Consider the following 23,407-nt stretch of genomic DNA (forward strand, 5'->3'; position numbering starts at 1 on the left):
GGTTTCTTTCTATTGAGTTCTAAAGTTGGATATGAAACACCCAGAATACCTAGCCTCCAAGCTTCTTTTTGCAAAAATACGTGTTATCGAATAGAAAAAGTAGTTATAAATTCAAACGACTATGTATTGATCTCCTTATCGGTTTTTGTCATTTATACATAACTATCATTAATGAATAGCCACAGCATTACATACATTTCGGTATTTAACAGATAAGAATCCCGTGAAACGGTTTATTCCTAACTATAATTCCGTTATCTTTACCGCTTCGCAATAGAGAATAAAGCTATAACATGCCTATAAAAACAGATGAATTGAGAACCCAACCTTTGGGTCCAATGCCGACACCCGCAGAGCTAGGCAGCGTACATCCAATCACTGATGATGTAGCTGATCGCATCGCTCAATCTCGTCGTCAAATTGAAAAGATTTTAACTGGTGAGGATGACCGTATCCTTGCTATCGTTGGTCCGTGTTCTGTGCACGACACTGAAGCGGCAATCGACTACGCAACTCGCCTTGCGAATATCCAAGATAAGTACAAAGACGAGCTATTTATCGTAATGCGTACTTACTTTGAAAAACCTCGTACTGTTGTTGGTTGGAAAGGTCTTATCACTGACCCTAACCTAGATGGCTCATACGCACTTGAAGCGGGTCTTCATAAAGCACGTAAACTGCTACTGGATATCAACAAGCTTGGTCTTGCTACAGCTACTGAGTTTCTTGATATGATCACTGGTCAGTACATCGCAGATCTGATTACGTGGGGTGCAATTGGCGCTCGTACGACTGAGTCTCAAATCCACCGTGAGATGGCTTCTGCTTTATCTTGTCCAGTAGGCTTCAAGAACGGTACTAACGGTAACGTAAAAATCGCAATTGATGCGATTCGTGCGTCTAAAGCATCACACTACTTCTACTCTCCAGATAAGAATGGACGTATGACGGTATACCGCACTAGTGGGAACCCTTATGGTCACATCATTCTTCGTGGTGGTGAGAAAGGTCCTAACTTTGATGAAGCGTCTGTAAAACAAGCGTGTGATGCACTTGCTGAATTCGACTTACCACAACGTTTGATTGTAGACTTCAGTCATGCGAACTGTCAGAAGCAACACCGTAAACAAATTGATGTTGCACAAGACATTTGTGAACAAATTAAATCAGGCAGCACTCGCATTGCGGGTATCATGGCAGAGAGCTTCATTATTGAAGGCAACCAGCCAATGACTGATATTAACAACCTAACTTACGGTCAGTCGATTACTGACCCATGTCTAGGTTGGGATGATACTGAAACGATGCTAGACATGCTGGCAGCCGCAGTAAAATCCAGTAAGTAATTTCCCTATAACAAGATAATCAAGGAATCTTCATGCCATCGTTTGATATTGTTTCAGAAATCGATACCGTTGAACTACGTAACGCGGTTGATAACGCTAACCGTGAACTGTCTACTCGTTTCGATTTCCGCAATGTGAATGCGAGCTTTGAGCTAGTAGAAGAAAATGTAAAAGTGTCAGCAGAAGGCGAGTTCCAGCTAAAGCAAATGCGTGACATCCTACGTAGCCACTTGGCGAAGCGTAACATTGATGCGAACGCTATGGATGCAAAAAATCCAGAAGCGACGGGTAAGAACTGGCACCAAAACATTGCGTTCCGCCAAGGTATCGATACGCCTACCGCGAAAAAGCTAGTTAAACTAATCAAAGACGCGAAGCTTAAAGTTCAAGCATCTATCCAAGGCGACAAACTGCGTGTAACGGGTAAGAAGCGTGACGATCTGCAAGCAACGATTGCAACGATCCGTGAAGCTGAGATGGGTATCCCATTCCAGTACAACAACTTCCGTGATTAATTGCGCTCTCCTACTTTCTTAATGTAGAGAATGAGAACAGTGGAATAAAAAACGCCGGCGAGATATTCGTCGGCGTTTTTGTATGTGTTGTGAGTAATCTAAGCGTCTATTTTTGATAACTAATTTAGATAACGAACTTGTATCTAGATAACAAAGCTTAGATTACCAAGTCTTGCCCTTGCAGAAGTGAAAACTCACTTGTTCCATAAGGAACGAAGATACAAACACGAAGCTTCTCTTCTTTGGCTTTTCTGAGCATATCTGAGAGCTCTGTTGCACTCGAAAATGCCTCACGCTCCGCATCTCTTCTTACTAACTCCATCACATTTGCTTCGCATTTGGTTGAGTGAAGCGCTAACTCCGCCTGCTGCATGTAGCGCACAGCTTTAATAGGCAGCATTTCAACGTCTTTACCTACCTGAATCCAAGTGCAGCTTCCTGTCTCGTCTAATGGCTTAGTCATGGTTTCTTGATAGATGGTTTCCAGCTCACGGTTATCACGTGCATTTTCCACCTCGGGGTGCGAAAAGTAGTTCTCCCAAAATTTACGACGCAAATCGACACTTGGTAATGCCTCTTTAATAGAGTTACGTTTTGAGTTGGCGAACTCTGCCATCAGTCCCATATTTTGCGGCAGGATGGCTTCTAGCTTTTCACGGATGTTTCGGATCAATACTGGAGATGCACCGCCACTCGAGATGGCAATTTGAATACGGCCGCGGTTAATCATCGAAGGCGTAATGAAATCACAATAAGGTTTGTCATCGACGACGTTTACTAAAATACCTAACTCTTTTGCGTCTTTATACACTTGATGGTTAAGCTCCGGGTTATCCGTTGTCGCCCATACTTGAATGAATGAGTTAGTGACAATGTCACTTGAATAAAAACGTTGAATCCATCGCACTTGCTGCTCTTGAGCAAGCTTATCAAGAAAGTCGACAAGGCTTGGGGAGACAATCGTGACGTCTGCTCCGGCTTTGAGCAATGCTTCCACTTTGCGGCTTGCTACTTCACCGCCACCAACAACCAATACTGGTTTATTTACTAAATCTAAGAACAGAGGAAAATATCGCATTTCAATCCATGATCACTTCAAATAACTGTCTAAATTCATGCTACCAAAAATGGGGCAACCACTTCACCTTGTTTCGGCTTCACAAATAATTTTTGTTCAAATTTTCGGCTGACATAGCCACCCTACACTAATGACACTTTTAATAACAAACTTTTATCCTTCTGTTTTAATCACTCTTTTATCGATTGTTCTGATGCACCAATCTGACAATTAGTTGCACTATTTACAAACAATTAACATTTCGTCATCCTAAATCGCAAGGCGCTTTGTGACTTCTCTCCAAAACTCTTTTTAAATTATATATTTGAGAATTAGCAAATCCTTTCCTACGCTTATAACTGATTGATTTAGCGATTGCCGTTTCTTCGAAAATCAATCATGTAGGACGAAAACACTAACGAATTGGACACGTTGTATCAGGTCGCTCCTGATTAAACATGGATCATACAGGAAGGATACAAATGGCAAACAAACTAACAGTTCTTGCTTCCGTCGTAGCGGCTTCTACTGCAATGATGGCTACCTCAGCTCAAGCAGCAGACACTACTCTGGACAAAGTCACGAAACAAGGCTTCCTTACTTGTGGCGTAAGTACCGGTCTACCTGGTTTCTCAAACCCTAACTCAAAAGGTGAATGGGAAGGTATCGACGTAGAATATTGCCAAGCACTGGCTGCAGCCGTTCTTGGGGATAAAACAAAAGTTAAATATGTACCCCTAACCGCGAAAGAACGATTCACTGCGCTTCAATCGGGTGAAATCGATGTGCTTTCACGTAACACCACCTGGACTCTACACCGTGATACGGCTCTTGGTCTGAACTTTGTTGGCGTAAACTATTACGACGGTCAAGGTTTCATGGTTAAGAAAGATCTTGGTGTTTCAAGTGCGAAAGAACTTGATGGCGCATCAGTCTGTGTGCAGTCAGGTACCACTACCGAGCTTAACCTTGCGGACTACTTCCGTAACCAAGGTATGGCGTATAAACCTGTAGTATTTGATACGGCAGCGCAAACCTCTAAAGGTTTTGATGCTGGTCGTTGTGACGTACTAACGACAGACCAATCTGGTTTGTATGCGCTACGTCTGAACTTGAAAGACCCTTCTTCAGCTAACGTTCTTCCTGAAATCATCTCTAAAGAGCCTCTAGGTCCTGTTGTACGTCAAGGTGACGATCAATGGTTCAATATTGCGAAATGGACTCTGTTTGCGATGGTGAACGCAGAAGAATACGGCATTACCTCTAAAAATGCCGATGAGATGTTGAAATCAAAAGATCCAAACATCAAACGTATTCTTGGCGTAGATGGTCCGAAGGGTAAAGGTTTAGGCATTCGCGACGATTGGGGCTACCAAGTGATCAAGCAAGTTGGTAACTACGGCGAAAGCTTTGAGCGTACGGTTGGTACAGGTTCGCCTCTGAAGATCTCTCGTGGTGTGAACGCACTTTGGAATGCGGGCGGTTTCATGTACGCACCACCAATCCGCTAATACAACGATTATCACAGGGCGGTTTATGCCGCCCTTTTTCGTGAGTGAATCTATAAATAAGGGTTTGAGGTTATCGCTGTATGAAACCGACGAATGATACATCGCCAAGTACGATGTCCAAACCAAGCGGAAGTAAGAGCCTGATTTATAATCCAGCTTTTCGTTCCGCTATTTTCCAGATCATTGCCGTAGCTGCACTGGTATTTTTCTTTTACACAATCATTAATAATGCACTGACGAACCTTGATGCCCGTGGTATCGCAACAGGTTTTGGTTTTCTTAATCAAGAAGCAGGCTTTGGTATTGGTCTGACTCTTATCGAATACGACGAAACGTTTTCTTATGGGCGTACTTTCGTCGTTGGTCTACTCAATACGGCGCTGGTTTCAGTGTTAGGTATTGTCCTAGCAACTGTTATTGGTTTTGTTATGGGTATCGCTCGTCTCTCATCAAACTGGTTGGTGAGCCGATTAGCAGCGGTATATATTGAAACTTTCCGAAATATCCCACTACTTCTGCAAATCTTTTTCTGGTATTTCGCGGTTCTTCAAGCTCTACCATCACCAAGGCAAAGTATGAGCCTTGGCGAAGCTATCTTTTTGAATGTACGCGGGCTGTATTTCCCTGCACCTGTCATGGAGGCTGGTAGTAGCTTCGTCGTCGCGGCACTAGTCATAGGTATCATCGCAAGCATTTTGATCAATGTATGGGCGAACAACAAGCAACGTTTAACAGGTCAACAAACTCCGATGGGTCGCATCGTATTTGGCCTAGTAATCGCGCTTCCTTTAGTGGTTTACTTCCTTGCTGGCATGCCAATTTCTTTGCAGTACCCAGAATTAAAAGGTTTTAACTTCCGAGGTGGTATCAGTATCATTCCTGAACTGGCTGCACTTCTACTTGCGTTAAGCGTCTATACTGCATCGTTTATCGCAGAGATTGTACGCTCTGGTATTAACGCTGTGAGTCATGGTCAAACTGAAGCAGCAATGTCGCTTGGTTTACCACGCACAAAAACTCTGAAGCTGGTCGTGATCCCTCAGGCATTACGTATCATCATCCCTCCTCTTACTAGCCAATACCTGAACCTAACCAAGAACTCTTCCCTGGCAATGGCGATTGGTTACCCAGATTTGGTTTCTGTGTTCGCAGGAACTACGCTAAACCAAACTGGACAAGCGATCGAAATTATCGCGATGACCATGGGCGTTTACTTGACGTTGAGTTTAATCACTTCTGCGTTAATGAACTTGTATAACCGTAAAGTTGCGCTGGTGGAGAGATAATATGAGTACACATCAATTTCAGCCTGATCTCCCGCCGCCAGCAAACACTGTTGGTGTCGTAGGTTGGCTACGCAAAAATCTATTCAATGGACCAATCAACTCCATCGTGACGTTGATTCTGGCTTATATCGTATTTTCTGCTCTTTGGAACATTGTTGATTGGGCGTTTATCAATGCAGACTGGGTTGGCACAACGAGAGACGACTGTACGCGTGAAGGCGCATGTTGGGTCTTTATTAGCGTCCGTTGGGAACAGTTCATGTATGGCTTCTATCCGGAAGCGGAACTCTGGCGCCCTCGCCTGTTCTACATCACATTGGCGATCTTTACTGTGCTACTTGCTTATGAGAAAACGCCAAAACGCATTTGGATTTGGTTGTTCTTCGTAAACATTTACCCATTCATTATTGCAGCCTTGCTTTATGGTGGAGTATTCGGTCTTGAAGTGGTTGAAACGCACAAGTGGGGTGGTCTACTAGTAACCTTGATCATTGCACTCGTTGGTATCGTCGTCTCCCTTCCAATCGGTGTTGCGCTTGCCCTGGGTCGACGTTCAGATATGCCAATCATCCGCAGTATCTGTACTGTATACATCGAAGTGTGGCGTGGTGTCCCACTCATTACTGTCCTGTTCATGGCATCAGTGATGTTACCTCTGTTCTTGGCTCAAGGCTCAGAAACTGACAAGCTAATCCGTGCACTTATCGGTGTGGTTATGTTCAGTGCGGCTTACATGGCAGAGGTGGTACGTGGTGGCTTGCAAGCGATCCCGAAAGGACAATATGAAGCGGCAGACGCTCTCGGTCTTACCTATTGGAAGAAGATGGGGCTGATCATTTTGCCACAGGCGCTTAAGATCACTATCCCTTCTATTGTGAACACTTTTATCGGTCTCTTTAAAGACACCAGTCTTGTGCTTATTATTGGTATGTTTGACGTACTGGGCATTGGACAAGCTGCGAATACCGACCCTGAATGGCTAGGTTTCGCAACAGAAAGTTATGTATTTGTCGCGTTAGTGTTTTGGGTATTTTGTTTTGGCATGTCACGTTACTCGATATGGCTTGAAAACAAATTGCATACCGGTCACAAACGATAACTCATCAAGATCAAGGACGTATTATGACGCAACAACAAGATTATATGATCCAATTGAAGGACATGAATAAGTGGTATGGTGAGTTTCACGTACTAAAGAATATCAATCTAGACGTTAAGAAAGGCGAAAAAATCGTCATCTGTGGACCATCCGGATCTGGTAAATCGACCATGATTCGCTGTATCAACCGTCTGGAAGAGCATCAAGCTGGCAGCATCTATGTGTCGGGTACTGAACTTACAGAAGACCTGAAAAACATTGAGGCGGTTCGTCGTGAAGTGGGCATGTGCTTCCAGCACTTTAACCTTTTCCCTCATCTAACGGTTTTGGAGAATTGTACGCTTGCCCCTATCTGGGTGAAGAAAATGCCAAAAGAAGAAGCCGAAGCCATCGCAATGCAGTACTTAGAGCGCGTTAAGATCCCCGATCAAGCGGACAAGTATCCGGGGCAGCTCTCCGGTGGTCAGCAGCAACGTGTAGCCATTGCTCGTTCTTTGTGTATGAGCCCTAAAGTGATGCTGTTTGATGAACCAACTTCTGCACTGGACCCAGAAATGGTGCGTGAAGTACTTGACGTAATGGTAGAACTGGCGGAAGAAGGCATGACCATGCTATGTGTAACGCACGAGATGGGCTTTGCAAAAGAAGTCGCCGACCGAGTCATCTTTATGGACGCGGGGGAAATCATCGAAGAAAACAATCCTGTCGATTTCTTTGAGAACCCGCAATCGGATCGTACACAGAACTTCTTGGCTCAGATTCTTCACCATTAAACGCATTCTGAACACCGAGATAACCGACAAAGCGCTGAACTAAATATCAGCGCTTTTTCTTTACTCTCATACTGGCAAACAGACCATGTTACGAAAGTCCATTTGATTCAACGCGTTGTAAATTTGCGCAACGTTACAACATTCTGCGTGAACTGGTCTTCAGAGCTTTGAATAATAAGCCTTTCTCCGCTAGGCAAGGCGGTAATATTGTGTTACAAGTTGCCACATACATAACACATTATTTCTATTATTATTTTGTTCTAGATGTACATGTGGCGGGCTTGATTTTTTGAACTATCGGGCCCATATATGTCTATATATTAAAGATAAGACAGTCCCTTATAGAGGAAGATTATGAACAGTCCTATGTTTTCTCGCACTACTACTCAAGAGAGTGCTCTACAAACCAACAAAGTATTGCGTAATACATATGCACTACTTTCTATGACTCTACTATGGTCAGCACTGGTTGCTGGCGTATCGATGGCGTTTAACCTACCACGTCCAGGTATCATCCTAATGTTGGTCGGTTTCTACGGTCTACTATTCCTGACTGAAAAGAACCGTAACAACAGCATGGGTCTTGTATTTACATTCCTATTTACGGGTTTCTTAGGTTACACCATCGGTCCAATTCTAAACATGTACATCGGTGCTGGCATGGGCGACGTTGTGCTAACAGCACTTGGCGGTACTGCTCTGTCATTCATGGCAGCTTCTGCTTACGCACTGACAACTAAGCGTGACCTATCTATGATGGGTGGTCTAATGCTGTCACTGTTCGTTGTTCTAGTTGTGGGTATGATTGCGAGTATCTTCATCCAATCTACTATCCTTCACCTAGCAATGAGCAGCTTGTTTATTGTTTTCTCTACCATGGCAATCCTGATGACTACTCAAGGCATCATCCGTGGCGGCGAAACAAACTACATCTCTGCGACAATTACGCTGTATGTTTCAATCTACAACATCTTCATCAGCCTACTAAGCATTCTAGGTATCATGAACGACGACTAAACCGTCAGATTGAATTGAAGCTCCAAAAAGCCCGAAGTTGTACTTCGGGCTTTTTCTTTGCACCTTACCTTGTGGATGTTACCTTCCTTTTTACACCGCCCCTTCAAACAACAAATTGAATACTCATGCAAAAATAGAAATACTCACCCCGAGAATTTTCTAACAACCTGCATAGGTTTACATTTTATTGCATAAATCAAAAGGTGTAAGCTTAACGATTATCGCCCACAGTTTAATATGTTGAATCGTATGAATTTAATTCGCTCAGTCGACTCAACAGATTCTTTTGTTGAGCACAAGCCAGCCTCTACGCTACCCTATACTTATCAATGGTTACTTAGCGGAAATAGAGCTATGTTCGTTTATAACGGCAAAGAAATTGAAACTGATGCTCAAGGCTACCTACTTGACCACACACAGTGGGAAGAAGGCATGATTGAGCTTCTAGCAAAAGAAGAAGAAATTGAACTGACAGAGGCGCATTTGGAAGTGGTTCACTTCGTGCGTGATTTCTATGAAGAGTTCAACACATCACCAGCTGTAAGAATGCTGGTTAAAGCGATGGAAAAAGCGCATGGTCCAGAGAAAGGAAACAGCAAGTATCTGTTCAAACTTTTCAAGAAAGGTCCCGCAAAGCAAGCGACTAAGCTAGCTGGTCTGCCAAAACCTGCTAAATGCTTATAAACCGCCCGCCTCAACGCCACGTCGACAAGCCCAGCGTGTAAAGCTGTTGCTTATCGAGTTACTGCGCTTGGAGCTATAAGATCTTAAATCCGCGGAAAGGCTTATAAGACACACTCTCTTGAGTGACACTGTCAACCGTTGCCGTCCGCGGACCATCTTCCAACCACTTAGAAAACGCCGCGATTTGTTCATCGGTGCCACAGGCAATTACCTCAACATCCCCATTATTTAAGTTCTTCGCGTACCCGGTTAAACCCAGTTTCAAGCCTTGATGTGATGTGTGGTATCGAAATCCTACACCTTGTACGTGACCTACTATCAGAAACTTCTCACACTTTAGTACCATCCGTATACCGCTCCCTAAATTTGAGTGATATATTATTTCCGTCTATTTACCCCACTAAGGATAGTGGGTTTTTATATGGTTATAATAATTATGAAAGAAATTCCTTTCCGTTGGATTGACAAATATCTCATCCATTTAAAGATTCAAGAAAAGTTCTACCTACTCTTCTTGCTCCCTCTCATCGCATTAGTCATCCTAACTCTCGTTTTGAACAGTGCCGCAGACTCACTTATTACTGACTTATATCAGGAAGAGTTGATGTTAATGAAAGGTCTTATCGAGGCAGGTAATCTCTCGCAATCTCAAGTTGCTAGCCTGATCTCAAGTTCAGATACGATTGCTTTCGGTACAGGTCCAGAAGCTGTTTCTGTTATGAATGGGGCTTTTAGTCTCGTTGCTAACCACGAACAGTCGCTATGGACAGCACTATCTACAACGCAAGTAAGCATTATTCTTATCACTCTGTTTATCATTGCAATGGGCGTTTACTACATCATGACGTTCATCGGTGGTGCGATGTTCACAATGAACAAAGCACTAAACACATTGGCAAACGGTGATTTAACTGCTCGTATGAACTTTTTCCCTGTTCGTGACGAGTTTAGTGAGATTGCTATTACGATCGATAAAGTTGCCGATCGTGAACAAAAGATGGTTCAGTCGATTCAGGAGTCTGTGGCGCTTATGCAGCAAATCAGCTCAGATCTAAACCTATCTATTCAAAACAGTTCTGAAATCTCTAACACGCAACAAGAGCACTTGAATTCGCTGGCAAGCGCAACAGAGGAAATGGCATCAACCATTCGCGAAGTAGCAACACTGGCTCATGACTCAAGCACTCAAACTGATGATGCTCGCAGCGTCGCTCAATCAGGTCAGGTGAAAGTGGAAAACACGCTTCACTCTATCTCTAACCTTTCCACCGAGATCCAATCAGCATCTCAAGCGGTAGAAGAGTTAGATGCAAACGCAGCGCAGATTGATGAAGTGGTAACAACCATCAACGGTATCTCTGAACAAACGAACCTTCTTGCGCTTAACGCAGCCATTGAAGCGGCGCGTGCTGGTGAACAAGGCCGTGGTTTCGCGGTCGTAGCCGACGAAGTTCGTGCTCTTGCTGGCAGGACTCAACAAGCAACCGTCGAAATTCAAGCAATGATTGAAGCGCTACAACGTAACAGTCAATCACTGACTAAGTTGATGGAAGTAACAGTTCACAATGCGAATGAAGGTCAAACTCTAATGGCCGAAGTGAATCAAGAGATTGGCTCACTTGCAGACAAGAACCAAACTATTTCTGACAGCAGTGTTCAAATCGCTACGGCAGCTGAAGAACAAGGCGTAGTGGCTGACAACATTGCATCGAGTGTTGAAGAGATCCGCATTCAAGCTAACAATGTGTGTACGATGATCAGCACCACATCTCAGAATGTCGAGCAGCTTCGTGCCCAAAGTGACACTATGGAATCACTGCTGACTGGCTTGAAAGCTTAATCACATACACTAATAGCTAGGGTCACTTCGGTGGCCCTTTTTTGCGCCTGGAAAACCCGTCCGTTATTCCACTCACAAGTTTATAATTAAAGCCTCTACAAATGATTGGATTGTCGATGGATATTGCTTTTGCGGGCAACATCCCGGACAATACGCCCCTTTCAAAATTCAACAAGAGCTAAAGAAATGACAGCTGCTATCTATTTGGTTAAAGGTCGTGAGAAATCGGTTAAGCGTAAGCACCCATGGATCTTCTCTCGAGGCATCAGTAAAGTTGAGGGCGAACCTGCTCTTGGCGAAACCGTTGATGTATTTACTCACGACGGGAAATGGCTAGCTAAAGCGGCATATTCTCCAGCTTCTCAAATTCGTGCTCGTATTTGGAGCTTTGAAAAAGAAGAGATCAACAAAGCATTCTTCGTTAAGCGCTTCAACAACGCTCAGCTTCTTCGTGAAGACGTTATCGACCGCGACGGTCTTACTGGCTACCGCCTTATCGCAGCAGAGTCTGATGGTATGCCAGGTGTTACGATCGACCGTTACCAAAACTTCTTTGTGTGTCAGCTTCTAAGTGCAGGTGCAGAATACAACAAACAAGCTATTGTTGATGCGTTAGTTGAGTGTTTCCCTGGTTGTAACGTTTACGAGCGTTCTGACGTCGCGGTACGTAAGAAAGAAGGTCTTAAAGAAACAACCGGCGTATTGCACGGTGAAGAGCCACCAAAATCAGTGGTAATTGAAGAAAACGGCGTGAAGATCAGCGTAGATATCGTTGGTGGTCATAAAACTGGTTTCTACTTAGACCAACGTGATAGCCGTCAAAAAGCGATGAAGTACGTGAAAGATAAAGAAGTTCTCAACTGTTTCTCGTACACAGGTGGTTTTGGTCTGTACGCGCTAAAAGGTGGCGCAAAACGTGTTATTAACGCCGATGTATCACAACCTGCTCTCGACACAGCAAAATTCAATGCAGAGCTGAATGAGTTTGATATCTCTAAGAAACGTGCTGTATTCCTAAACGCCGATGTGTTCAAACTGCTACGTGAATACCGTGACCAAGGTACGAAGTTCGACGTTGTTATCATGGATCCACCGAAATTTGCTGAAAGCAAAGCACAACTAAATGGCGCGTGTCGTGGCTACAAGGACATCAACATGTTGGCCATGCAAATTCTAAACCCTGGTGGCACGCTACTTACCTATTCTTGTTCTGGTCTGATGGACCAAGTTCTGTTCCAAAAAATTATTGCCGATGCCGCAGTAGATGCAAATCGCCAAGTAAAATTTGTGGAACGTTTCGAACAAGCAGCGGATCACCCTACTGATACCGCTTACCCAGAAGGTTTCTACCTAAAAGGCTTTGCGTGTAAGGTCCTTTAATCGCTGGCTATTTTAGATTCAAAAGAAAACGGAGCTTTCGCTCCGTTTTTTTATTCTCTCAATTGCTCAAGATTAGTAATGATACTGTTGGCAATATCTGCAGCCGATGCGCCATCGAAGTTGATATCTAACTGCTGACCGTCTTTATTGATAGTTAAAGTGGAGTTACCACCATCTTCTGTTACTGTCACAGAGATGTCATCGACTTCTCCTGCATAGTCGCCAGAACTCAAGTCATCTAATAGAACAGAAATATCATTCTCGCTCACGTCATCAAACAAATCCGTAAAATCTAAAGAGTCACCACTCTTAAAATCAGTCACAGTATCAGTTGCGGTGTCCATTTCTGTCCATTTGAAGACGTCGTTTCCTCCATTACCGGTTAATTCGTCGTCTCCTAGTCCGCCAATTAGAACGTCATTACCATCAGTACCAATCAATGTATCATCCTGAACCGTACCTTCAATGGTGTTGACCTGTAGCGCAGCAACTTGCATACCCAACGCTTCAACAGCATCGACAGACACATTGGAAAAATCGATATCAACTGTTGCCGTGTCAGCACTTGTTAAACCATCTGAATCGATTGCTTTATAGTCAAATGAATCATTCACATTGTTGAAACTGGTGATTTGAGTTCCGACTAAGGTGAAGCTGGCTTTGTCACTAGAGCTGTTAGTTTCAGGGAACAAACGTATTTCATCGAAACTACCGCTACTAATGGCAATGTTAGCAAAACCTTCTTGGTTTCCGGTAAAGACAATATCTGAGGTCTCGATCACTTGAGTCTCGGTTAGAACCCCTTCTGAGTAGAAGTAGACATTAATCCAAGCCGCACCATTGTTGAACTGGTCATTCAAGCTTGCGAGATCCAATCTAGCCTCTTCGGCTTCAAGACCCTCATCTAATTCAATAGCAATAAACTCACTGGTGCTAATCTCATCACCTTGTCCAGTTTCTCCTGGAGAAACAACAACTAAACCAACTTGTTGATTGGCAAAGTCCACTTTGATTTGAGCGTTATTGATAAAGTCTCCATTGTTATCAATGGTCCCACCAAAGAAGCTCAAACCATTCACATCAACGGAGTCGGCAATAAAGTCCTTATCAAACTCATCCAACAAGTCTTGCGAATCGAAACTTTGCTCATCGAAGAAGTCTTCCGTAAGCGCGTATCTCACTTCGGTTGACTCAGGAATGACATCACCTATTTCAAGTACAACTTCATTATTCTGATCATCAAAATAATAGAGATAACCATACTCTGGCAAAGTTGTAATACAGATACTGGTTTCTTTATCATCTAAAGGGTCCAAATCATCTTTCGAAATCCTGTGCGTAAGGACCGAAATCAATCAATGCATCTTCACCTGGGTCATTTAAATCAATAATAATATTGAAGTCTTCAACCGTCGGTGGAGTATTGTCATCATCAAGAATTGTCCCCAAGCCTGATGCGGCTGAATTTTGACCTTGGATTTCTCCCGTCAATGTAAAGCTTTCAGTTTGCTCGTAGATTTGGTCTTCAACCGTATTAACCGTTACGCTAAACGTTGTGTCATTCGCTGGGACCGATACATCAAACGTGCCATCAAGGTTTACATTGACGACTTCTGTTGTGTTATCTGCATAAGTGATTGTTACCGAGGATGCATTAAAGTCATCACCAGCTAACGCCGTACCATCGAGTAGCGATATGCTAACCAAAACCGCAACAGTGCTCGCATTACTTAACGTAACGTTGAATGTCGCGTCGTTACCTTCAAACACTTCAACATTCGTAATATCAGAAACAACAGGTTTATCTGCTTCATCATGAATGGTGACTGTACCTACCGCTGGCTGGGATTGGGTCGATGTCGCACCAGATAGCGTGAATACTTCATTCCCTTCGTAGATATCATCATTTATCGTGTTCATCGTTATGCTAAATGATGAATCAAATGCAGGCACATTAACCGAAAATGAGCCATCAAGGTTTACTGCGACGACTTCTGTGGAATTGTCCTCGTAAGTTATGGTCACTGTAGTGTCGTTGTAATCGACACCTCCGGTTGCACTACCATCATCTAAGGACATATTCACGATGGTATCTGTCGTACTTAAGTTACTTAATGTTACATCTAAAGTTGCTAGTTCACCTTCATTCACCATTGTATTGGTGATTGAGGTTACCGTAGGTCTATCATCATCTGGATCAGGTCCCGGTCCCGTACCATCATCGACGATGGTTGCAGTACCCGTATCGGTACCTTGGACAGGGCCGAGACCGGTCACATCTACCGTGAAGTTCTCTGGGCCTTCATAAATTTCGTCATCAATCGAAGCGATTCGTACATCGAACTGAGTCATACCAGCAGGAACGCTTACTATGCCATCGACAGGCACTGCAACCCATCCTGAGCCAGTGTTGTATTCAAGAGTGCCGAGGTCACCCACTTCGGTGTCACCAAGGTTAAGGTCGAGTTGAACCTCAACCGGGGATTCAGAAGCATTGGTCAGTGATACAACGAAGTTGGCGGTATCGCCTTCATTAATCGTGCCAGCATCACTAATAGATACCGTCGGACGGTCATCATCTGGATCTGGACCAGGTCCCGTACCGTCATCAACGATGGTTGCTGTACCCGTATCGGAACCTTGAACAGGACCAAGACCTGTTACGTCTACGGTGAAGTTCTCTGGACCTTCATAGACTTCATCATCAATCGAAGCGATTCGAACATCGAACTCAGTTAAGCCTGCTGGTACAGTCACTACGCCATCTACAGGGACGGCTACCCAACCTAAACCGGTGTTGTACTCAAGAGTACCGAGGTCACCTGCTTCGGTATCGCCAAGGTTAAGGTCGAGTTGCACTTCTACTGGGGCTTCTGATGCATTAGTGAGCGAGACAACAAAGTTGGCGGTATCGCCTTCGTTAATCGTGCCAGCATCACTAATAGATACCGTCGGACGGTCATCATCTGGATCTGGACCAGGTCCCGTACCGTCATCAACGATGGTTGCTGTACCCGTATCGGAACCTTGAACAGGACCAAGACCTGTTACGTCTACGGTGAAGTTCTCTGGACCTTCATAGACTTCATCATCAATCGAAGCGATTCGAACATCGAACTCAGTTAAGCCTGCTGGTACAGTCACTACGCCATCTACAGGGACGGCTACCCAACCTAAACCGGTGTTGTACTCAAGAGTACCGAGGTCACCTGCTTCGGTATCGCCAAGGTTAAGGTCGAGTTGCACTTCTACTGGGGCTTCTGATGCATTAGTGAGCGAGACAACAAAGTTGGCGGTATCGCCTTCGTTAATCGTGCCAGCATCACTAATAGATACCGTCGGACGGTCATCATCTGGATCTGGACCAGGTCCCGTACCGTCATCAACGATGGTTGCTGTACCCGTATCGGAACCTTGAACAGGACCAAGACCTGTTACGTCTACGGTGAAGTTCTCCGGACCTTCGTAGACTTCATCATCAATCGATGCGATTCGAACATCGAACTCAGTTAAGCCTGCTGGTACACTCACCACACCATTAACAGGGACGGCAACCCAACCTGAGCCAGTGTTGTATTCGAGAGTACCAAGGTCACCTGCTTCGGTATCACCGAGGTTAAGGTCGAGTTGCACTTCTACTGGGGCTTCTGATGCATTGGTCAGAGATACAACAAAGTTGGCGGTATCGCCTTCGTTAATTGTGCCTGCATCACTAATAGATACCGTTGGACGGTCGTCGTCCGGATCGGGATCAGGACCCGTACCATCGTCAACAATAGTTGCGGTACCCGTATCAGCGCCTTGAACAGGGCCAAGACCGGTAATATCTACCGTGAAGTTCTCTGGGCCTTCATAAATTTCGTCATCAATCGAAGCGATTCGTACATCGAACTGAGTCATACCAGCAGGAACGCTTACTATGCCATCGACAGGCACTGCAACCCATCCTGAGCCCGTGTTGTACTCAAGAGTACCGAGGTCGCCCACTTCGGTATCACCAAGGTTAAGGTCGAGCTGAACCTCCACTGGAGCTTCTGATGCATTAGATAATGAGACAACGAAATTGGCGGTATCGCCCTCGTTAATCGTACCAGCATCACTAATAGATACCGTTGGACGGTCATCATCCGGATCGGGGTCAGGCCCCGTACCGTCATCGACGATGGTTGCTGTACCCGTGTCGGAACCTTGCACAGGACCTAAACCAGTTACGTCTACCGTGAAGTTTTCAGGACCTTCGTAGACTTCATCGTCAATCGAAGCAATTCGAACATCGAACTGAGTTAAACCTGCTGGTACAGTCACCACACCATCAATAGGTACAGCGACCCAACCTGAGCCGGTATTGTACTCAAGAGTACCGAGGTCATCTGCTTCGGTATCACCGAGATTAAGATCCAGTTGAACTTCCACTGGGGATTCAGATGCATTGGTCAGCGAGACAACAAAGTTAGCGGTGTCACCTTCGTTAATTGTGCCAGCGTCACTGATAGATACCGTCGGACGGTCATCATCTGGCTCTGGCTCTGGCCCCGTACCATCATCGACGATAGTGGCTGTGCCCGTGTCAGTACCTTGGACAGGACCAAGACCTGTTACGTCTACGGTGAAGTTCTCTGGACCTTCATAGACTTCATCATCAATCGAAGCGATTCGAACATCGAACTCAGTTAAGCCTGCTGGTACAGTCACTACGCCATCTACAGGGACGGCTACCCAACCTGAACCGGTGTTGTACTCAAGAGTACCGAGGTCACCTGCTTCGGTATCGCCAAGGTTGAGACTTAGCTCGACTTGAACATCATCTTCAGAAACATTCGCCAAAGTAACAACAAAATTAGCCGTATCACCCTCATTGATGACACCAGCATCACTAATAGTAACGCCCGGGCGATCGTCATCCGGATCTGGACCAGGTCCCGTACCGTCATCGACGATAGTGGCTGTGCCCGTGTCAGTACCTTGGACAGGACCAAGCCCGGTCACGTCTACGGTGAAGTTCTCTGGACCTTCATAGACTTCATCATCTATCGAAGTGATTCGCACATCGAACTCAGTTAAGCCTGCAGGAACACTTACTACACCACCAACAGGGACGGCAACCCAACCTGAGCCAGTGTTGTATTCGAGAGTGCCAAGGTCACCTGCTTCGGTATCACCGAGGTTAAGGTCGAGTTGCACTTCTACTGGGGCTTCAGAAGCATTGGTCAGAGATACAACGAAATTGGCGGTGTCACCTTCGTTAATCGTGCCAGCGTCACTGATAGATACCGTCGGACGGTCATCATCCGGATCGGGGTCAGGCCCCGTACCATCATCGACGATGGTTGCAGTACCTGTGTCAGTACCTTGGACAGGACCTAAACCAGTCACGTCTACCGTGAAATTCTCTGGACCTTCATAAACTTCATCATCAATCGAAGCAATTCGAACATCGAACTGAGTTAAGCCTGCTGGTACAGTCACTACACCATTAACAGGAACGGCAACCCAACCTGAGCCGGTGTTGTATTCAAGAGTGCCAAGGTCGCCGGCTTCGGTATCACCAAGGTTAAGGTCGAGTTGTACTTCGACTGGGGCTTCAGAAGCATTGGTCAGTGATACAACAAAGTTGGCGGTATCGCCTTCGTTAATCGTACCAGCATCACTAATAGATACCGTCGGACGGTCATCATCTGGCTCAGGCTCTGGCCCCGTACCATCATCGACGATAGTGGCTGTGCCCGTGTCAGTACCTTGGACAGGACCAAGACCCGTTACGTCTACCGTGAAGTTTTCCGGACCTTCGTAAACTTCATCATCAATCGATGCGATTCGAACATCAAACTCAGTTAACCCTGCTGATACAGTCACTACGCCATCGACAGGGACGGCAACCCAACCAGAGCCAGTGTTGTACTCTAGTGTGCCTAAATCGCCAGCTTCGGTGTCGCCGAGGTTAAGATCAAGTTGAACTTCAACTGGCGCTTCAGATGCATTGGTCAGCGAGACAACAAAGTTAGAAGTGTCACCTTCGTTGATCGTGCCTGCATCACTGATAAATACGGTTGGACGGTCATCATCTGGATCGGGATCAGGACCTGTACCATCATCAACGATGGTTGCTGTACCCGTATCGGAACCTTGAACAGGACCAAGACCTGTTACGTCTACGGTGAAGTTCTCCGGACCTTCGTAGACTTCATCATCAATCGATGCGATTCGAACATCGAACTGAGTGATACCAGCAGGAACACTCACCACACCATTAACAGGAACGGCTACCCATCCTGAGCCAGTGTTGTATTCAAGGGTACCAAGGTCACCGGCTTCGGTGTCACCGAGGTTAAGGTCGAGTTGCACCTCAACTGGGGCTTCAGAAGCATTGGTCAGTGATACAACGAAGTTGGCGGTGTCACCTTCGTTAATCGTTCCAGCATCACTGATAGATACGGTTGGACGGTCGTCGTCCGGATCTGGGTCAGGACCCGTACCATCATCAACAATGGTTGCAGTACCAGTATCGGTACCTTGGACAGGGCCGAGACCGGTCACGTCTACCGTGAAGTTTTCAGGACCTTCGTAGACTTCGTCATCAATCGATGCGATTCGTACATCGAACTCAGTTAAGCCTGCTGGTACGGTCACTACGCCATCTACAGGGACGGCAACCCAACCAGAGCCAGTGTTGTACTCAAGAGTACCGAGGTCGCCGGCTTCGGTATCACCAAGGTTAAGGTCGAGCTGTACTTCCACTGGAGCTTCAGAAGCGTTAGTTAACGAGACAATGAAGTTGGCAGTGTCACCTTCGTTAATTGTGCCAGCGTCACTGATAGATACGGTTGGACGGTCGTCATCAGGGTCAGGTCCCGGGCCAGTACCATCATCAATAATGGTCCCTGTTCCCATTTGAGGAATCGCTTGATTGCCAGTGTTTCCAGACAAAGTAAATGTTTCTGAGCCTTCAAAGAGGTCGTCATCAGTCGTACTAATAGTGACACTGTAGCTTATATTATTCGCTGGCACGGATACATCAAAGCTACCATCTGGATTGATGTTTACGACTTGAGTGCTGTTGTCTTCGAAAGTAATCGTAGCAGACGTGTTGGTGTAATCTATTCCACCTTCAGCGCTACCATCAGCCAGATTCATACTGACCACAGTATCGGTCGTACTTAGGTTACTAAGCGTCACATCTAATATGGCTAAATCGCCCTCATTAACCGTAGTATCACTAATAGATGCAACTGTCGGTCTATCGTCATCCGGATTGGGACCGGGACCAGAACCGTCATCAACGATGGTTCCCGTTCCTGACGTTGTGCCATTTTGATTCTCTGTTGAGCCCGATAACGTAAACGTCTCCGTTCCTTCAAACAAATCATCGTCTATTGTATTTATCGTGACATTGTAACTAACCTCATTCGCAGGGACAGTGACAGCAAAACTACCGTCTGGGTTTACATTAACAATCTGAGTGCTGTTATCCTCGAACGTAATAGTGACGGAAGTGTTTGTGTAATCTAATCCACCCTCCGCAGTTCCATCAGATAACGTCATGTTCACCGTCGTTTCTGACGTACTCGGGTTGCTAAGCGTTACCTCAAGCACAGCTTCCTCACCCTCGTTTACGGTTGTATCGCTTACAGAAGCAACGGTCGGTCGATCGTCATCAGGCTCTTCACCCGGACCAGTGCCATCATCTGTTATTGTTGCCACACCTGTAACGGGTTCCGGTTGGTTCTCCGTACCACCGCTTAACGTGAAAGTTTCGTTTCCTTCAAATACGTCGTCATCAATCGTATCCACCGTGATTACGAACGACTCATCTCCAATGGGGATTGAAACAGAAAACGTCCCATCTTCTCCGACATTTATTTGATCCGTACTTCCATCTTCAAAAGTAATAGTAATAACCGAGTTGTCGTAATCAGCTCCCCCTGTCGCAGAATTATCACTAAGGGATAAAGTCACCTCAGTCTCTTGCTGTGTGGGTTGATCGAGAGTGATGTCAAAAATGGCTGGGTCGCCCTCACTGATGGTCGGACTCGATATATCCTGAATGATCACTTGTGCGGGAATGATGGCTTCTTGATTAACAAACTCTAGTAACGACAGTTCTTGGCTTTGTGAAAGAGGTATCAGCGTGCCAACCGTTTCAAAATCTGTGCTAGCGAGGGATTCTGCCCCTGTTCTATCTATCGCTCCGGTTGACTGTGGGCTCGAACCATCGCTCTCACCCGCAGCTGGCTCAAAATCACCTTCAACTTGCGCTGGGTCAGCCCCTGCCGCGATCGCCTCTATAAGAGCCGTGATATCATCGGAGACATTTATCGAGCTGCCATCAGGCGCGACTTGCTCGAAGTTAAGCTGCGAAGTATCGGATACTTCGGTAATAATCAATTCTCCTGGCGCCGGCAATTGGTCGGGCTCTAACGTTTTAATTTCCCCATCAATCCCTATCACCACGATATTGCTCGCAAGCGAGCCGAAGGCTGCTCGATCCATAAATCACCTCACCCGACTTTCCAGTCGTCAAAAGTTTGTCACCCCAACAAATACGACTATAGTTTAGTCAAAATCATTACGTTTTCGTTGTAAGTGGAAGCGGTTGAGTACGGATGAACTCAAGGGGCGGGGCTCATTCAACTTGAAAGCTAAAACATGTTGTAGAGCGCTATGATATTAAGAATTCACGCTTTTCTTCTGATATGAACTAGCAGGCAAATGAGCAACATCGCTCATATGTGCTAAAGTTTTATTAGGCGGAACACTGGATTTTCTAAACAAAAGCCTAGGGTTAACAGGATGTTGATAAATTTATCGACAATAAGCTGTTATTTGTGATGTTTCGTCTCATTAATGAGATGAAATAACAAAAAACAATACGATTTTTCTAGGAGAGCCACCGTGAAATGGAATCGACTTAAAATAGCTTGCTGCTGTAGTTTTATGATTGCGTCACCCGTTTTCGGTCAAACTTTAGAGCAGGCTGTCGCGCTCACGTTAAAGAACAACCCAGACATCAAGAGTGCGTTTAACGAGTTCAACAGTCGTAAATACATCAACGAAGCGTCGTCCGGTGCTTATCTGCCGTCTATCGATTTGGATGCGGGTATTGGTTATGAAGGGATTGACCCCGCTGAAGAAGTTAGCCGTGGAGATACAGATTTAACACGAAAGGAAGCATCCATCACTTTAACCCAGCTCATATGGGATGGCAGCGCAACACTGAATGATATGGACCGAACTGCAGCAGATGCTGAATCGGTAAGGTTTCAACTACTCGCTGACGCTTCAGACACCGCGTTAGAAGTAACCAGAGTTTATTTAGACTCAGTGAAAGCGTACGAAATATTAACGCTGTCAGAGAACAACCTTGCAGTGCATAAGAAAATTTACGCAGATATTAAAAAGCGCGTAAATTCTGGGATTGGATCGACTGCCGATTTAACGCAAGTTGAAGCTCGTTTAGCGAAAGCGCACGGTAACTTAGCGGCTGCACAGAACAACCTTTTCGATTCTCATACCATGTTCACTCGTTTAGTGGGTCAAACACCACAAGGTTTGATCTTTCCACGTGCCGATGAAAACTTCCTTCCTTACACCGTGGACGAAGCAATCGGATTAGCATTTGAAGTCCACCCAGTCATCCAAGTCGCGTTGGCTGATGTGGATTCCGCAAAGTTCCAGTACAAACAATCTAAGGGCGTTAACTACCCAACCATCTCAATTGAAGCTTCTCAGACTTGGCGTGATGATGCGGACGGTCTAAAAGGCAGAAGCGACGAAACACTGGCTATGCTCAGATTGCGTTATAACCTTTACAACGGTGGTAGCGACGCAGCGAACTCTGAAAACTTCGCTTACCAACTCAATAAAGCAAAAGACCTTCGTGAAGGTGCATATCAAAATGTTGAAGAAGGTTTAAGGCTGTCTTGGAGCGCATTGGATCTTACGCTGCAACAAAAAGAGTTCCTATCCGATCACGTAGATTCAGCCGCAAAAACAGTCATTGCCTACGAGAAACAATATCGTATTGGTAAGCGTACCCTACTCGATTTGCTCAACACAGAAAATGAGCTGTTTGAAGCACGTAAGGACTACTTGGATGCCAAATATGCCGAGCAATACGCAAAATACCGCGTAATGAACGCAACCGGTCAACTGCTTAACTCTTTGCGTATCGATATACCACGAGAGTGGCTAGAGAAAGTGGAGTATTAATATGAAAGTAATACCTATTTTTTTCATGGTTGGTTTGATTTCCGCTTGTAGTGGCTCTAATTCAAACAGAGTAACCGGTGATGAATACGAATACATGGAAACACCGACAGCTAACCAGATTGCTGACTTAATCGACGATGACAGAGACGGTGTTATTAATGCACGAGACCTGTGTCCTGGAACACCAGAAGGCTCTTTGATCGATAACGACGGCTGTGGGGAATACGCGAAATCATCCCAAGAAATGCAGATTCGAGTTCTATTTGCTAACGACTCTTCTGAAATCAACCCTGTATTTGCTCAGCAAATTAGCGACCTTTCTGATTTCCTTAAAGAGTACCCAACAACGTCAATTGAACTGCAAGGTTACACCAGTATCACTGGTACGGATGAATACAATCTTGCCCTTTCGAAACGCAGAGCAGAAAGCGTTCGCAACGAGCTGATTCAAAATGGGATATCACCAGATCGTCTAAGAATCGTCGGCTTTGGTGAAACCAAGCTTGCCGCTCAAGGGACAGATGAAAGAAGTCATGCACTCAATCGCCGTGTAACCGCAACCGTGGTCGGATACAAAGGTGAAGTCGAGAAAGAATGGACTATCTTCACAACGCTACCTAAGAATTAATAGTTAATAATTAATAGTTAAAGCCACTCTGTTAGGTAACCATCTCAAGCAATAACAAAAAAGCC

16 protein-coding genes are annotated in these 23,407 nt (G+C 45.2%); 12 read left to right on the plus strand and 4 right to left on the minus strand.

The features are described from left to right. Positions 1-293 precede the first annotated feature (293 nt). Entirely contained in the window at positions 294-1,346 is a 1,053-nt protein-coding gene (locus J4N44_RS08165) for a 3-deoxy-7-phosphoheptulonate synthase (RefSeq protein ID WP_005446791.1), read from the plus strand. 32 nt (positions 1,347-1,378) lie between these two features. Continuing rightward, positions 1,379-1,861 carry a YajQ family cyclic di-GMP-binding protein gene (locus J4N44_RS08170; RefSeq protein ID WP_005446779.1) on the plus strand — a complete coding sequence of 161 codons (483 nt, stop codon included), beginning with the start codon at positions 1,379-1,381 and terminating at the stop codon, positions 1,859-1,861. Positions 1,862-2,018: 157 nt separating this feature from the next. On the opposite strand, the gene J4N44_RS08175 is transcribed toward J4N44_RS08170, so the two are convergent. Then, positions 2,019-2,939 carry a precorrin-2 dehydrogenase/sirohydrochlorin ferrochelatase family protein gene (locus J4N44_RS08175; protein ID WP_005446778.1) on the minus strand — a complete coding sequence of 307 codons (921 nt, stop codon included), beginning with the start codon at positions 2,937-2,939 and terminating at the stop codon, positions 2,019-2,021. Positions 2,940-3,400: 461 nt separating this feature from the next. Between J4N44_RS08175 and J4N44_RS08180 the strand changes: the two genes are divergently transcribed. The 6 genes from J4N44_RS08180 to J4N44_RS08205 all read left to right on the plus strand — a co-directional run bounded on the left by J4N44_RS08180 (position 3,401) and on the right by J4N44_RS08205 (position 9,288). Then, positions 3,401-4,429, plus strand: coding sequence for an amino acid ABC transporter substrate-binding protein (locus J4N44_RS08180; protein WP_005446777.1), 1,029 nt, complete (start codon positions 3,401-3,403; stop codon positions 4,427-4,429). Between the two features lie 80 nt (positions 4,430-4,509). Beyond that, entirely contained in the window at positions 4,510-5,715 is a 1,206-nt protein-coding gene (locus J4N44_RS08185) for an amino acid ABC transporter permease (RefSeq protein WP_005446776.1), read from the plus strand. A 1-nt stretch (position 5,716) separates the two neighbouring features. Next, on the plus strand, positions 5,717-6,814 hold the full coding sequence (locus J4N44_RS08190; protein WP_005443946.1) for an amino acid ABC transporter permease: 1,098 nt from the start codon (positions 5,717-5,719) through the stop codon (positions 6,812-6,814). Between the two features lie 23 nt (positions 6,815-6,837). Further along, positions 6,838-7,587, plus strand: a complete 750-nt coding sequence (locus J4N44_RS08195; protein WP_005443945.1) for an amino acid ABC transporter ATP-binding protein — start codon at positions 6,838-6,840, stop codon at positions 7,585-7,587. A gap of 354 nt (positions 7,588-7,941) precedes the next feature. Next, positions 7,942-8,604 carry a Bax inhibitor-1/YccA family protein gene (locus J4N44_RS08200; RefSeq protein ID WP_005446774.1) on the plus strand — a complete coding sequence of 221 codons (663 nt, stop codon included), beginning with the start codon at positions 7,942-7,944 and terminating at the stop codon, positions 8,602-8,604. Positions 8,605-8,958: 354 nt separating this feature from the next. Beyond that, positions 8,959-9,288: a TusE/DsrC/DsvC family sulfur relay protein gene (locus J4N44_RS08205; protein ID WP_005446773.1), complete on the plus strand. Its 330-nt coding sequence runs from the start codon at positions 8,959-8,961 to the stop codon at positions 9,286-9,288. A 73-nt stretch (positions 9,289-9,361) separates the two neighbouring features. On the opposite strand, the gene yccX is transcribed toward J4N44_RS08205, so the two are convergent. Further along, complete coding sequence (gene yccX, locus J4N44_RS08210; RefSeq protein WP_005446772.1) at positions 9,362-9,634, minus strand: acylphosphatase; 273 nt, start codon at positions 9,632-9,634, stop codon at positions 9,362-9,364. A gap of 90 nt (positions 9,635-9,724) precedes the next feature. Here yccX and J4N44_RS08215 point away from each other — a divergent pair, with 90 nt between their 5' ends. Both J4N44_RS08215 and J4N44_RS08220 read left to right on the plus strand, forming a co-directional pair. Further along, entirely contained in the window at positions 9,725-11,128 is a 1,404-nt protein-coding gene (locus tag J4N44_RS08215; RefSeq protein WP_005446771.1) for a methyl-accepting chemotaxis protein, read from the plus strand. Between the two features lie 186 nt (positions 11,129-11,314). Continuing rightward, positions 11,315-12,508: a class I SAM-dependent methyltransferase gene (locus tag J4N44_RS08220; protein WP_252044179.1), complete on the plus strand. Its 1,194-nt coding sequence runs from the start codon at positions 11,315-11,317 to the stop codon at positions 12,506-12,508. Positions 12,509-12,558: 50 nt separating this feature from the next. Here the strand turns inward: J4N44_RS08220 and J4N44_RS08225 are convergent, their stop codons facing one another. Together J4N44_RS08225 and J4N44_RS08230 are read right to left on the minus strand one after the other, a co-directional pair. Then, positions 12,559-13,824, minus strand: coding sequence for a calcium-binding protein (locus J4N44_RS08225; RefSeq protein WP_252044180.1), 1,266 nt, complete (start codon positions 13,822-13,824; stop codon positions 12,559-12,561). Position 13,825: 1 nt separating this feature from the next. Continuing rightward, positions 13,826-20,995, minus strand: a complete 7,170-nt coding sequence (locus J4N44_RS08230) for a Calx-beta domain-containing protein (protein WP_252044181.1) — start codon at positions 20,993-20,995, stop codon at positions 13,826-13,828. A gap of 444 nt (positions 20,996-21,439) precedes the next feature. On the opposite strand from J4N44_RS08230, the gene J4N44_RS08235 reads away from it, so the two are divergent. Together J4N44_RS08235 and J4N44_RS08240 are read left to right on the plus strand one after the other, a co-directional pair. Continuing rightward, positions 21,440-22,714, plus strand: a complete 1,275-nt coding sequence (locus J4N44_RS08235; protein ID WP_005445923.1) for a TolC family outer membrane protein — start codon at positions 21,440-21,442, stop codon at positions 22,712-22,714. 1 nt (position 22,715) lies between these two features. Further along, positions 22,716-23,342 (plus strand): OmpA family protein, encoded by a 627-nt coding sequence (locus J4N44_RS08240; protein WP_005445925.1) that lies wholly within the window; start codon positions 22,716-22,718, stop codon positions 23,340-23,342. Positions 23,343-23,407 lie beyond the last annotated feature (65 nt).

The organism is Vibrio sp. SCSIO 43155 (genome assembly GCF_023716605.1).
Classification (GTDB): Bacteria; Pseudomonadota; Gammaproteobacteria; order Enterobacterales; family Vibrionaceae; genus Vibrio; species Vibrio harveyi.

What these genes read in the sequence shown, in the direction of transcription:
- J4N44_RS08230 (WP_252044181.1), bottom strand. Translation starts at nt 20,995, where the DNA reads ATGGATCGAGCAGCCTTCGGCTCGCTTGCGAGCAATATCGTGGTGATA.
- J4N44_RS08165 (WP_005446791.1), top strand. Translation starts at nt 294, where the DNA reads ATGCCTATAAAAACAGATGAATTGAGAACCCAACCTTTGGGTCCAATG.
- J4N44_RS08185 (WP_005446776.1), top strand. Translation starts at nt 4,510, where the DNA reads ATGAAACCGACGAATGATACATCGCCAAGTACGATGTCCAAACCAAGC.
- J4N44_RS08215 (WP_005446771.1), top strand. Translation starts at nt 9,725, where the DNA reads ATGAAAGAAATTCCTTTCCGTTGGATTGACAAATATCTCATCCATTTA.
- J4N44_RS08200 (WP_005446774.1), top strand. Translation starts at nt 7,942, where the DNA reads ATGAACAGTCCTATGTTTTCTCGCACTACTACTCAAGAGAGTGCTCTA.
- J4N44_RS08235 (WP_005445923.1), top strand. Translation starts at nt 21,440, where the DNA reads ATGATTGCGTCACCCGTTTTCGGTCAAACTTTAGAGCAGGCTGTCGCG.
- J4N44_RS08175 (WP_005446778.1), bottom strand. Translation starts at nt 2,939, where the DNA reads ATGCGATATTTTCCTCTGTTCTTAGATTTAGTAAATAAACCAGTATTG.
- J4N44_RS08240 (WP_005445925.1), top strand. Translation starts at nt 22,716, where the DNA reads ATGAAAGTAATACCTATTTTTTTCATGGTTGGTTTGATTTCCGCTTGT.
- J4N44_RS08195 (WP_005443945.1), top strand. Translation starts at nt 6,838, where the DNA reads ATGACGCAACAACAAGATTATATGATCCAATTGAAGGACATGAATAAG.
- J4N44_RS08170 (WP_005446779.1), top strand. Translation starts at nt 1,379, where the DNA reads ATGCCATCGTTTGATATTGTTTCAGAAATCGATACCGTTGAACTACGT.
- J4N44_RS08205 (WP_005446773.1), top strand. Translation starts at nt 8,959, where the DNA reads ATGTTCGTTTATAACGGCAAAGAAATTGAAACTGATGCTCAAGGCTAC.
- J4N44_RS08220 (WP_252044179.1), top strand. Translation starts at nt 11,315, where the DNA reads ATGACAGCTGCTATCTATTTGGTTAAAGGTCGTGAGAAATCGGTTAAG.
- yccX (WP_005446772.1), bottom strand. Translation starts at nt 9,634, where the DNA reads ATGGTACTAAAGTGTGAGAAGTTTCTGATAGTAGGTCACGTACAAGGT.
- J4N44_RS08180 (WP_005446777.1), top strand. Translation starts at nt 3,401, where the DNA reads ATGGCAAACAAACTAACAGTTCTTGCTTCCGTCGTAGCGGCTTCTACT.
- J4N44_RS08190 (WP_005443946.1), top strand. Translation starts at nt 5,717, where the DNA reads ATGAGTACACATCAATTTCAGCCTGATCTCCCGCCGCCAGCAAACACT.